Source organism: Bradyrhizobium sp. USDA 4341, from assembly GCF_054063755.1.
The window spans coordinates 4,001,000-4,012,823 of sequence record NZ_JBSSGO010000002.1; the positions used below are offsets into that span (position 1 = coordinate 4,001,000).

The following is an 11,824-nucleotide window of genomic DNA, read 5'->3' on the forward strand; positions in this document are numbered from 1 at the left end:
CGTGCCCCGTTGTCGCAAACGACGAACGTCGTCTCAACGGGGGCGCATTCCCAAGGTTGCGTCGCCGGCCTCTGGCGGGCAGGCGAATTTCTGGCGGACAAGGAAGCAGCATTTTTGGATGCGGACATCACCCGCTTACACCGGCCGCTCCTGATAGGGCCGACGGGTCCTGCGGCAGTCGTGCTCACACATGGCATTCATCATTGTCGGGTCGTTGCCGGATTCCGGCCCGGAAGCTCCGTCACCGACTCGGCCTGAGTGATCTAGAGAACAATCTGTGCGAGAACCAGAGGCGCGACAACGCGCGCCGTGCAAAAATAGAAAATTGCGTTCGTGCGATGCGATCGGGCAACGCATCATCGCCGAGTCTTCAGAAAATTTTTTCGATCTTCGCGCTGAGACGAAATGAATGTCGCGAGAACGTGACAACTTAAGCACGGTACATGACACATCGCGAATCCCGCGCACGGGATTCGCGTCGACCGCGCCTGAAGACGCTTGCCTAATCATGCGGCATTCCAACCACGTGCGACGTGAATGCGATCGATCGGAACGGAACACGCGCGCCGCACGAGGCGCGCATGTTGTGGCACGCTGCGGCATTTTCATATGAACGTCGAGATGACGAAAGTAACAATGGCTCATCATATTCGTCGGTGAACACGCTCGCTATGCCGGCGGGGCGAACCTGATCGCCGGCACCTGCAACACCAGCAACGGAGCATGCGGTCCTCGATCGGGCGCCGCCCGGCTATGCCTTGCCTTGCCCGATCCGATCGAGCCATGCTGCAAAGCGCGGATGCTTCGCGAACCTGCCGTGCACGACCGCCAACTCCTGCTGGAACACCGGCAGCGAGAGCACCCGTTCGATGTCGGGCTCCCTGATCTTCCAGATTCCCGGCGGAACGAAGCCATGCACCTTGAGCTCGTAGAGCTCAAAGATCGAGAAGATGACTTCATGCACAATTCGACGCTCGTCCGGCGTCATCTCAATGGCGCCGCCGACGCCCTCGTCATGGAACGCCGCCGTTGGCAGGCGACGCCGCAGATCGGATATGCGCTCGGAATATCTCAGGAAGATGTCGGCTCCCAGACGCCGGTTGTTGGTGTGCAGCGCCGTGTAGATCGCGGTGATGCCGACGATGATGGTCCCGAGCGTCATGAACTTCAGGATATGATCGAGCACTGCGATGCCTCCTTCGACCTTCCTTGATCGCGCCAGGAGCCCTGTGCAACCTGTGCTCCGCGCCCTTTATTGCCCGGGGCGCCGTGATCGTCGAGATGCCGATCACCGATTTGCCCAACCGCACGAGTCCACCGTCCAAGCCGCCTTCGATGGCGCCCGGCAGCACAGGGGCTCTCACCGGGGAGGCGTGCCGCGCCCCGGCGCCCGTTCCGAATGGCCATGCGTCGGCACGGCGGCAATTTGGCCTCGACGAAAGTCGCAACAAATGGGCCGCGCGCCTGTCGTAGATTTGTAACCATCTTGCAAATCGTTATCGCGCAAAAGTCGCGGGCAGCCTTCACGCAACCTTTTGCAAACTCCAAACTGCCTACCGTCACCGGATATTATAGTGATAGTGGGGATCGGCAGATGGTTGGACTGCGGCCGAATATTTCAATACGGCTCGGGGCCGCGATCAGGGAACAGCATTCGGGCGTTGAGCGTGATCCCGCCGTTCCATCGGTTGGAACAAACCCGGAGGTCGAGCGCCTGCGCGGCGTCATTGCACGCCTGATGCACACGGCCGCTCATGACCAGCTGACCGGACTTCCGACGCGCAGCCTGCTGCTCGAGCGGCTGGATCTTGAACTGGCGCGCGAGGCCGATGACGGCGCACGGATCGCGGTTCTGTTCGTCGATCTCGACAACTTCAAGCTCGTCAACGATTCACTCGGCCATAGCAGCGGCGACGAGGTGCTGTCCGAAATGGCCCGGCGCATCCTTGGCTGTCTCGGGCCGGAAGATACGGCGAGCCGATTCGGCGGCGACGAGATGGTCGTTCTTCATCCGCGCGCCTCGGACTCCTCCGGAGCGGAACTCGGCAGGCGGATCCTTGCAGCGCTGGCGGAGCCGATCCTGCTCTCCGGCAAGGAAGTCGTGGTATCGGCAAGCGTGGGGCTCGCACACTGCAAGCCCGGCACCAAGGGCGCCGAACAATTGCTGCGCGAGGCGGACACCGCCCTCTATGCGGCAAAGGTCCGTGGTCGTGCCCGATTGGCAGAGTTCAACGACGAGCTGCATGCCCGCGCCGAGAAGCGTGTTCAAATCGAATCCGATTTGCGGGCGGCGCTGCGGGAATCGCAGCTGTTCGTGGAGTATCAGCCGCAGGTCCGCCTGAAGGATGGACGCGTCGTCGGCGTCGAGGCGCTGGTGCGCTGGCGGCATCCCGACCGTGGCATCATCTCGCCCGCCGACTTCATCCCTGTCGCCGAGGAATGCGGGCTCATCGTCAAGATCGGACGGCAGGTGCTGCAGGAATCCTGTCGCCAGCTCGCCGAGTGGACGAGGCTGATGCCGGGCTGCCCGCTGGCCATGACCGTGAACGTGTCGCCCCGCGAGATCGCGGAGCCGACCTTCATCCAGGAGCTTTGCCAGGTTCTCGCCAGCACCAATGTCGATCCGACCGCCCTGTGTCTCGAAATCACCGAAAGCGTCATGATGAGCGCCCCGGAGGAGGTCGTTCAGGTGCTCGATCAGATCCGGCAGCTCGGCGTGTTCGTCGCGATCGACGATTTCGGCACCGAGCACTCATCGCTGTCGCGCCTGCGCGACATGCCGGCCGAAGTCCTGAAGATCGACCGCAGCTTCATCGACGGTCTCAGCAGCGAGCCCGGCGATACGGCGATCGTATCGTCGATCCTGAGCCTGGCCTACGCGATGGGCAAACACACCATCGCCGAGGGTGTCGAACGAAGTGAGCAGGCCGCAATGTTGCTCCGCATGGGTTGCGACGTTGCCCAGGGCTATTTCTTTTCGCGGCCGGTTGCCGCCGAACAGATCGCGCCGATGCTGACCAGGGCACTCTGGCATCCGAGTTCGGGACGCGCGCTGCACGCCGCGCAGCCCGTGGAAGGACCGGTGCGGCGCGGCCATCATTATTTCATCGACGAATTCCTTGATCACATCGGGGCTCCCATGGGTACCAAGGCGACGGTCTCGCGATGATGTATCTCGTCATCGGTCTCAGCAATCTGGCGATCGGACTGGCTTACGCGGGCCTTGGGCTGTTGTCGGCCTGGGAGACGGTCAGCCTGCATCGTTACCGCGGCTGGTCCCGCTTCGGCATCGGATTTTCGATGATGGCGGCGAGCTGCGGCCCGCATCATCTGGTGCACGGCTTCCAGGTGCTGCAGGGTGAAAGCGTGTCCTGGTCGATGCTCGCCGTCACCCTGCTCGGGCTGCCGGCAGGTTTGACATTTGTGTTCCTGCGGTTCGAGACGTTATTGGGTGGCCAGGGCGAGCGATTGATCGCCCTTTCGCCGCATCGCGCGATGTTGCTGGTCGGCGGCTTCGCCGTCACGGCAGGCTGGCTGGCGGCCTGGGCGATGGCCCAGCCCGGCGCAAACATCCCGTTCCTTTGCACGTCGGCCGAGCTTGCCGCGCGCGCGACGATGCCGAGCACCTGGATCGACGTCGCCTCCGCGACGTTCTACGCCAATGTGTTCGTCACCGTGACCTACGGCCTGGTCGGCTGGTATCTGGCTGACCATCAGGTGCGCCGCTATCTGGCGACCGGTGTGTGGTCGCTGTCGGGGGCCGCATTGGCGGGCGTCTTCTTCTCCTGCGCGCTGATCCATCTCATTGACGCGACGACTCACGGCAGCGGATCGATGCTCGTGTTCGACCTGATCGGCATTCCCGCCTCGGTTTATTTCCTCTGGGTCGTCGAGCAGTTGCACAGCGACTCCGTGCTGGACTGGAATCGGCGTCCGCTGGTCGGCGCCGCGGCCGCGCCGGCGCGGCCCTCCCCCTGGAGCGGCAGGAACCTGCAGCACTGAATCATCACCGCGCCAACAATCTCGATGTCGTCCCTGCGCAAGCAGGGACCCATAACCACGAATGGTTGTTGGTGGGCGATGCCGGAACGACGAGTCCCGTTCACAATATCCGCCGCGGAGTATGGCTCCCTGCTCCCGTGCGCAATTGCGCACTAGGCAGGGACGACGCCGGGAGAAGCCGCGGCCTCTCGGCTCAAACACCGGTGTCTCTGGAATACAGGATCACCCGCATGCGCGGGTGATGACACTGAATGAGCTTGTTTGACAGGTTGAAAGAAGCCCGCCGTCATGGCGAAGCGTGGCTTGCCGAGCCGTAGCTCGCGGCCAAAGGCCCGCCTTCGCCCGTTGGGCTTCGGCGCGGCATCCTTCTCTCGCTTCGCGAGCGAAGGATGGTGGGTGCGACAGGGATCGAACCTGTGACCCCTACCATGTCAAGGTAGTGCTCTCCCGCTGAGCTACGCACCCAAAGCCGTGTTTGGATCGGGTCCCTATAACGGACACCGGCGGGGCAGGCAAGGATACAAAGTGAAGGTTTTTTGGCGAATCAGGCCGCCAGCAACTTATTCACTTCGCTAACCAATTCCCGGAGGTGCACGGGTTTGGACAGCACCTTGGCGTTTTTCGGCGCCTCCGAATCGGAATTGAGGGCCACCGCGGCAAAGCCGGTGATGAACATGATCTTGATATCGGGATCGAGTTCCGAGGCACGGCGCGCCAGCTCGATGCCGTCCATCTCGGGCATCACGATGTCGGTGAGCAGCATTTCGAACGGCTCCTCACGCAGCCGCTGATAGGCCGACATGCCGTTGTCGTGCGGCGAGACCTTGAAACCCGCGTTTTCCAGCGCCTTGACCAGAAAGCGGCGCATATCGGTGTCGTCTTCGGCGAGAAGAATTTTCGGCATGGCAGGGATCGTCGAATCCGGCTTGAGGAGCAGTCCGAACAGTAAGCCCGACAGACGGTAAATTTCGGGTGAAATTTGCGTCAAGCCAGCGGCAAATGCGCGCCAGCCATTTGTGGACCGAACCACGCATCGAATCAACCTTGTGCGGCATTTCCCGCCTTTAAGACGCGTTCCAGCCCGCGCCACACTCTTTTCACTTGGCAGAATGATCGCGATTACCGACAATGCCCGCCCATAAATCTCCGCTTTGCCGGCAGAATCAGTTCTTGCGGGGCGAGGCGGACGCAAGGGACGGCGCCAAGGGAATGACCGAATTTGCTGGCGAGTTGTCGCCCCCGTTCGAGATCGTTGAGCCGCAGGCCTGGCGCGCGCCGATCATCTTCAATTCCCCGCATTCGGGCTCGGTCTATCCGGCCGAGTTCCTCGAGGCGTCGCGAATCGACGTGGCGTCGCTGCGCCGCTCCGAAGACTCCTTCATGGACGAATTGATCGCCGGATTGAGCGATCGCGGCTTTCCGATCATCCGGGTCAACTTCCCGCGCTCCTATGTCGACGTGAACCGCGAGCCCTATGAGCTCGACCCGCGCATGTTCACCGGGCGGCTGCCGAGCTTTGCCAACACGCGCTCGATGCGGGTGGCCGGCGGCCTCGGCACCATCCCGCGCGTGGTCGGCGACGGGCAGGAGATCTACCGCGAGCGGCTCGATGTCGACGAGGCGCTGCGGCGGATCGAGGTGCTCTACAAGCCCTATCACCGCGCACTGCGCCGGCTGATCAACAAGGCGCACCAGGCGTTCGGTGCCGTGATTTTGGTCGATTGCCATTCGATGCCGTCGGTCGGGGTATCGCGCGACGAGCCGCGCCGGCCCGACGTCGTGATCGGCGACCGCTACGGCACGAGCTGCGCGCCGCTGCTGCCCGACCTGGTCGAGGAGATGATGAGCTCGCTCGGCTATTCGGTCGGCCGCAACAAGCCCTATGCCGGCGGCTTCATCACCGAGCATTACGGCAACCCGGCGAGCGGCCTGCACACCGTGCAGATCGAGCTCAACCGCGCGGTCTATATGGATGAGCGCCAACGCGAGCGCGGACCGCGCTTCGCCCAGGTGGCGGCCGACTTTGCGTCGCTCGCGGATGCGCTCGCGAAAATTCCGTTCGGGGATCTCGGCCCGTTCCAGGCGGCAGCGGAGTAAATCGTTCGTCGGCCACCCGTGGTGCCGATGAAGTCATGAACCCAGAATTCAAGTTGGCGACACGCCATGCGCCGAATTGGACTCTCAGTTCACTCGCGGAAATGACGGCCCAAAGAAAAAAGGGCCGCTTGAATGAACAAGCGGCCCAAGTCTAGGGAGGAAACGCCCAAGGAGGGCAGCGATAGCGCGAGGCGCTACCGCACCGCAACAATATGCGACCGCGCTGCACAAAACGCAAGAACTTTCGAAACATTTCTTCTGTAATGTTGGTAAGTCTGGCGAAACTGCAACACGACCAGCGGTCCGAATTAAGATATTGAATATCAATATCTTACACGAGAAATCACGATCGGACAGCGTTCAGCGCATAGCTTGTATACCAGAACTCGCAACTTCGTGATCCGCCCCGAAGACAGGGAGACTTTCGAATCGAAGCCAAATCGAAAGTCCGGAACCGGGTCATCAGGCTGGGATAACACTCCGTTAATCGTGCGCGCCGCCTGGGATTGAGCTAGGCAAGAGCACATCCGGTATCTATCGCGTCGTTTGCGCATATCAGGGACATGCCGTGACGGTCATCGACTTTACCGCCTTCATCGGCCGCCTCGCGACCGCATCCGGCGAAACCATCCTGCCTTTCTTCCGCACCTCGCTCTCGGTCGACAACAAGAGCTCGAACGATTTCGATCCGGTCACCGAGGCGGACCGGGCCGCCGAAGCCGTGATGCGGCGGCTGATCAAGGCGAACTTCCCCCAGCACGGGATCGTCGGCGAGGAGTTCGGCAACGAGCGCCAGGATGCCGACTATGTCTGGGTGCTCGACCCGATCGACGGCACCAAGTCGTTCATCGCCGGCTTTCCGATCTGGGGCACGCTGATCGCGCTGCTGCACAAAGGTACGCCGGTATTCGGCATGATGCACCAGCCCTATATCGGCGAGCGCTTCTCCGGCGACAACGGCTCGGCGAATTACGCCGGGCCGTCGGGCGCGCGGCGGCTCTCGGTGCGGCGCTGCGCCTCGCTGAAGGAGGCCACCGTCTTCACCACGAGCCCGCTGCTGATGAATCCGGATGACCGCGCCCGCTTCGGCCGCGTCGAGCACGCGGCGCGCCTGTCGCGCTACGGCGGCGACTGCTACTCCTATTGCATGCTCGCGGCCGGCCATCTCGACCTCGTGGTCGAGACCGAGCTGAAACCCTACGACATTGCCGGCCTGATCCCGATCGTCACCGGCGCCGGCGGCGTCGTCACCACCTGGGACGGCAAGCCGGCGCAAGGCGGCGGCCGCATCATCGCAGCCGGTGACCCGCGCGTGCACGAAGCCGCGATGAAGCTGCTCAACGCCTGATCCTTGCTCCGCCTGATTTCTTGAATTGCCCGGCGATTGATCTGCGCCCATCCTGACGGCAACGAGAAAAGTCAGGGACGGGCGACATGACGATGTGCGGCAGGCTGCTGGCAGCCATTCTCCTGCTTCTCGCGCCCGTCACCGCCAGCACCCAGCAGTTCCCGGCCAAGCCGATCCGGCTGATCGTGCCGTTCCCGCCCGGCGGGCCGAACGACATCATCGCACGGGTGATCGGGCAGAAGATCTCGGAACTGGTGAAGCAGCCGATCATCGTCGACAACCGCGCCGGCCAGGGCGGCGTGCTCGGCACCGATGCGGTCGCGAAGGCCGCCCCCGACGGCTACACGGTTGCGATCGCGAGCGCCGGCGCGCTGGCGATCAGCCCGAGCATGGAAAAGGTCGCCTACGACACGCTGAAGGATCTCGCACCGGTGACACTGGTCGCGACCGTGCCGGAGATGCTGGTTGTCGCGACCGACGTACCGGCAAGGAACATGAGCGAGCTGGTCGCGCTCGCCAAGGCGCAGCCGGGCAAGCTCAACTTCGCCTCCTCCGGCCCCGGCAGCCTGCCGCATCTGGCCTGCGAATTGTTCAAGCTGACGGCAAAGATCGACATCGTCCACGTGCCCTATCGCGGCGCGGCGCCGGCGGTGAACGATCTGTTGGGTCAGCAGGTGCAGATGACCTTCCTCGACCTGCCGGTGATCCTGCCGCAGATCAAGGCGGGCTCGCTGCGGCCAATCGCACTCGGCGGCCGCGAGCGCGCCCCGACCGCGCCCGACGTGCCGACCACGACAGAGGCCGGCATGCCTGACCTGATCATCGAGAACTGGTACGGCATGGTCGCGCCCGCCGGAACGCCGCCGGCGATCGTCACCAGGCTGAATCGGATCGCCACCGAAGCGATGGCTGATCCGACGGTCAAAGCAAAACTCGCCGAGCAGGGCCTGACGCTGGTCGGCGACACGCCGGAGCATTTCCGCGACTTCATCGCCGCCGACATCAAGAAATGGGCGAAGGTGATCGAGGACGCCGGCGTGGTGACGGCGAAGTAAGATCAATAGTCGAGCCGGCCGCGCAACTCTTCGAACGGAATCATGACGTGCTTACGAAACGGCGGGCGCTGCTGCAGCAGCTGATACCAACGCTCGACCGCCGGCAGCGGCGAGCGGGCGATCTCGAGCCCGAAATAGCGATAGAGCGAAGTTCCTGCGGTGATATCCGCGAGCGACAGCGTCTCGCCGAGCAGGAACGGCGTGGCTTCGAGCAGGCGTTCGAGCTTGGCAAAATGCTGCTCGCAGCGGGCGAGCGCCTTGTGGATCGCTGACCAGTCGCGCTGGCTCTCGGGTGTGCGGAAAAATCCCCAGAACACGCCGCCGAGAAAATCCGGCTGCAGCGCGGTTTGCGACCAATCCATCCAGCCATCGACCCGCGCCCGGACAATTGGATCGTCGGACCAGAAACGGCCGTTGCCATGGCACGCGGCGAGGTAACGCAGGATGGCGTGGGATTCCCAGACCGTCGCGTCGCCATCCCTGACGACGGGCACGCGGCCATGCGGGTTCATCGCGAGGAACGCCGGCGCATCGAGCCCGCCGAATGCGCCGCCGGCATCGATGTGCTCATGCGCCAGATCGAGCTCGCCGATCAGCCACATCACCTTCTGCACGTTGAACGAACTGCGCCGTCCCCAGACCCTGAGCATTGCACGTTCCTCGCTTCCGTCAGCGCTGCGCTTCGGCCCGCAGATATTCCACCAGCTGCTTGGCTGCGCGCGGCAATGCCTTGAAGCTGCGCGCGCAGATCGTCAGCCGGCGGTTGGCCCAGGCGTCACGGATCCTTATCGTTGTGATCGGCATCGCCGCTGCACAGCGCCGCGCTGCGGTTTCCGGGATCACCGCGATGCCGACATCGGCGGCGACCATCTGGCAGATGGCGTCGAAGCCGCGCAGGCGGGCGCGGAAGCGCAGCCGCGCACCAAGTTTTGCTGCGTGCCGCGAAATATGGACCTGCAGCGCGGACGTTGCCGTGAGACCGACGAAATCGCGGCCGACCACCTCCTGGAAGTCGATCTGGCGGCGGCCGCCGAGATCACTGCGGCGCGACGCCACCAGCATCAGGCGGTCCTCGCTGAACAGGAAACGCTCGACGCTGTCGGGCAGCGCGTGTTCGGCGGCGAAGCCGAGATCGGCGGCGCCGCTGGCGATCGCGGTCGCGATATCGGTGCTCTCGCGCTCCTCGACGTCGACGCTGATATCGGGATGTTCGTGCAGGAACGCCGCCAGCGCCCGCGGCAGATGCTCGGACAGACCCGAGGTGTTGGCGAGCAGCAGCACGTTGGCGCGGACGCCGCTGGCATAGGCGGCGAGATCACTCTGCAGGGCCTCGACATTATGCATCACGATCCGCGCGTGACCGAGCAGGCTTTCGCCCGCCGCCGTCAGTTCGACGCCGCGGCGGCCGCGCTTGAGCAGCGCGACGCCGAGCGCCTCCTCGAGCCCCTTGATCCGCTCGCTGGCCGAGGCTAGCGCAAGGTTTGCTCGCGCCGCGCCCTGGGTGATGCTGCGTGCATCCGAAACCGCGATGAACAATTGCAAGTCGATCAGGTCGAACCGCATGACGTTTCCCGCCCCGCCCTTCGGACACCCCGAAGGCTAACTCCGTAACCTCCAGATTGTGCCGATCGGCGCGATCGGTCAATGTGCAGTCATGGTCGACCATCTCCTGATCTTCATCGCTTTCGCCTTCCTGCTCGCCGGCTTCGTCAAGGGTACGCTCGGCCTCGGTCTGCCGACGGTCGCGATGGGACTGCTCGCAACCACGATGGCACCGGGTCAGGCGATTGCGATCGTGATCGTGCCGGCGATCGTCACCAATATCTGGCAGACCTTCGTCGGCCCCTATCTGCGCGACATCCTCAAGCGGCTGTGGCCGCTGATGCTCGGCACCGTGGTCGGAATCTGGATCAATGCCGGGCTATTGACCGGTCCTTACGCTGCCTACGGCACCGTGGTGCTCGGCGCGCTGCTGGTGATCTACGCGATCGTCGGCCTGAGCAGGTTCAACTTCAAGGTCGCGCGACGCCACGAGAAATGGGTCGGCGGCATCGTCGGCGTCATCACCGGGCTGATCTCGGCGGCAACCGGCGTCCAGGTCATTCCCTCGATGCCGTTCATGCAGGCGATCGGCATGGACAAGGACGAACTGGTGCAGGCGCTCGGCGTCTTCTTCACCACCGCGACCATCGCACTCGCCTTCAATCTCACGGCCTCGGGCCTGCTGACCGCGGCCACCGCGCTGCCAGGCGCGGTGGCGATGGTGGCGTCGTTCACCGGCATGTTCATCGGCCAGGCCGTCCGCACACGGATGCAGCCGGACGTGTTCCGCCGCTGGTTCCTGATCTCGATGATCCTGCTCGGCATCTATCTGGCCGGCAGCGCGCTGCTCAAGATCCACGGCTGAGAGCATGATCCGGAAAAAGTGCGAAGCGGTTTTCCGATAAGATCATGCTCAAGTGACGGCTAGCGCGCCTCCAGCATGGCAACGCGGACGCCGAGATAGATGAAGAGCGCGCCGAGCGAGCGGTTGATCCAGGCGATCACGCCGGCCGATTGCCGGATGTGGCCGGCAGCCCGCGCCGCAAAGGCTGCGAGGCCAAGGCACCACAGCGTGCCGCCGGTGATGAAGATCAGCCCGAGCACCAGGAAGGCGAGCGTCTTGTGCGGCGAGTCCGCTGCCACGAATTGCGGCAGGAATGCCAGGAAGAACAGCGCCACCTTGGGGTTGAGGATGTTGGTCAGCGCCCCCTGCCAGAACACACGCGAGATCGAAGTCTCGCCGCCCTGCCCGGCGATCTCCGCGATCGGCTTGGCGCGCGACAGCAGCATCTGCAGGCCGGTCAGCACCAGATAGGCCGCGCCGATCAGCTTGACGGCCAGGAACGCGGTCGACGACGCCATCAGCAGCGCCGACAGCCCGATCGCCGCGCCCAGCACGTGAACCAGGCAGCCGCAGCTGATACCGATCGCCGCAGCGGCTCCGCCGCGCCATCCGTGCTGAATCGTGCGCCCTATGATATAAGCGGTATCCGGCCCCGGCGTGACGTTGAGCAGCAGCCCGGACAGGACAAACAGCCAAAGCTCGTGAATTCCCAGCATCTCGGCCACATTAACCTATGTAAGTAACGAACCCGAAAGGACGGTCAGCCAACCTGCGCCATCCCAGCGACACACGAATTCAGTAGAGAAACGGACTGTACGATCCGTTGGTCGCATGCCAATTCCTGCTACTATGCATTATAGGTGCCCGTAAACCGAGCTTCCGCCGGACCCGGCCTGTCTTGTAAGTATCGGATTCGGTCACCTCGGCTAAGTGGCC

General features: G+C 63.6%; 11 protein-coding genes and 1 tRNA gene. 6 read left to right on the top strand and 6 right to left on the bottom strand.

All coding sequences use genetic code 11. From position 1 onward, the window contains the following. Positions 1-751: 751 nt before the first annotated feature. Entirely contained in the window at positions 752-1,186 is a 435-nt protein-coding gene (locus ACVIGB_RS24955) for a hypothetical protein (protein ID WP_456720640.1), read from the bottom strand. Positions 1,187-1,594: 408 nt separating this feature from the next. Between ACVIGB_RS24955 and ACVIGB_RS24960 the strand changes: the two genes are divergently transcribed. Beyond that, on the top strand, positions 1,595-3,169 hold the full coding sequence (locus ACVIGB_RS24960; RefSeq protein WP_456720639.1) for a putative bifunctional diguanylate cyclase/phosphodiesterase: 1,575 nt from the start codon (positions 1,595-1,597) through the stop codon (positions 3,167-3,169). After that, positions 3,166-4,002: a hypothetical protein gene (locus ACVIGB_RS24965; protein WP_143046826.1), complete on the top strand. Its 837-nt coding sequence runs from the start codon at positions 3,166-3,168 to the stop codon at positions 4,000-4,002. Before ACVIGB_RS24960 ends, ACVIGB_RS24965 begins: the two co-directional genes overlap by 4 nt. A gap of 390 nt (positions 4,003-4,392) precedes the next feature. Here the strand turns inward: ACVIGB_RS24965 and ACVIGB_RS24970 are convergent. Both ACVIGB_RS24970 and cpdR read right to left on the bottom strand, forming a co-directional pair. Beyond that, positions 4,393-4,467: transfer RNA gene (locus tag ACVIGB_RS24970), tRNA-Val, on the bottom strand. A 79-nt stretch (positions 4,468-4,546) separates the two neighbouring features. Further along, the gene (gene cpdR, locus ACVIGB_RS24975) at positions 4,547-4,906 is read right to left on the bottom strand and encodes a cell cycle two-component system response regulator CpdR (RefSeq protein ID WP_092123795.1); all 360 of its coding nucleotides are present in this window, start codon (positions 4,904-4,906) and stop codon (positions 4,547-4,549) included. Between the two features lie 305 nt (positions 4,907-5,211). On the opposite strand from cpdR, the gene ACVIGB_RS24980 reads away from it, so the two are divergent. The 3 genes from ACVIGB_RS24980 to ACVIGB_RS24990 all read left to right on the top strand — a co-directional run bounded on the left by ACVIGB_RS24980 (position 5,212) and on the right by ACVIGB_RS24990 (position 8,502). After that, on the top strand, positions 5,212-6,099 hold the full coding sequence (locus ACVIGB_RS24980) for an N-formylglutamate amidohydrolase (protein WP_092126695.1): 888 nt from the start codon (positions 5,212-5,214) through the stop codon (positions 6,097-6,099). A gap of 568 nt (positions 6,100-6,667) precedes the next feature. Continuing rightward, the gene (hisN, locus tag ACVIGB_RS24985; RefSeq protein ID WP_420968790.1) at positions 6,668-7,447 is read left to right on the top strand and encodes a histidinol-phosphatase; all 780 of its coding nucleotides are present in this window, start codon (positions 6,668-6,670) and stop codon (positions 7,445-7,447) included. An 86-nt stretch (positions 7,448-7,533) separates the two neighbouring features. Next, positions 7,534-8,502 (top strand): tripartite tricarboxylate transporter substrate binding protein, encoded by a 969-nt coding sequence (locus ACVIGB_RS24990; RefSeq protein ID WP_456720638.1) that lies wholly within the window; start codon positions 7,534-7,536, stop codon positions 8,500-8,502. A 2-nt stretch (positions 8,503-8,504) separates the two neighbouring features. On the opposite strand, the gene ACVIGB_RS24995 is transcribed toward ACVIGB_RS24990, so the two are convergent. Both ACVIGB_RS24995 and ACVIGB_RS25000 read right to left on the bottom strand, forming a co-directional pair. Then, a complete protein-coding gene (locus ACVIGB_RS24995; protein WP_456720637.1) occupies positions 8,505-9,152 on the bottom strand; it encodes a glutathione S-transferase family protein in 648 nt (215 codons plus the stop codon). A 19-nt stretch (positions 9,153-9,171) separates the two neighbouring features. Further along, the gene (locus ACVIGB_RS25000) at positions 9,172-10,065 is read right to left on the bottom strand and encodes a LysR family transcriptional regulator (RefSeq protein WP_176529113.1); all 894 of its coding nucleotides are present in this window, start codon (positions 10,063-10,065) and stop codon (positions 9,172-9,174) included. Between the two features lie 91 nt (positions 10,066-10,156). Here ACVIGB_RS25000 and ACVIGB_RS25005 point away from each other — a divergent pair, with 91 nt between their 5' ends. After that, entirely contained in the window at positions 10,157-10,909 is a 753-nt protein-coding gene (locus ACVIGB_RS25005; protein WP_212313876.1) for a sulfite exporter TauE/SafE family protein, read from the top strand. Between the two features lie 59 nt (positions 10,910-10,968). Here the strand turns inward: ACVIGB_RS25005 and ACVIGB_RS25010 are convergent, their stop codons facing one another. Further along, positions 10,969-11,604 (bottom strand): LysE family translocator, encoded by a 636-nt coding sequence (locus ACVIGB_RS25010; protein WP_456720636.1) that lies wholly within the window; start codon positions 11,602-11,604, stop codon positions 10,969-10,971. Positions 11,605-11,824 lie beyond the last annotated feature (220 nt).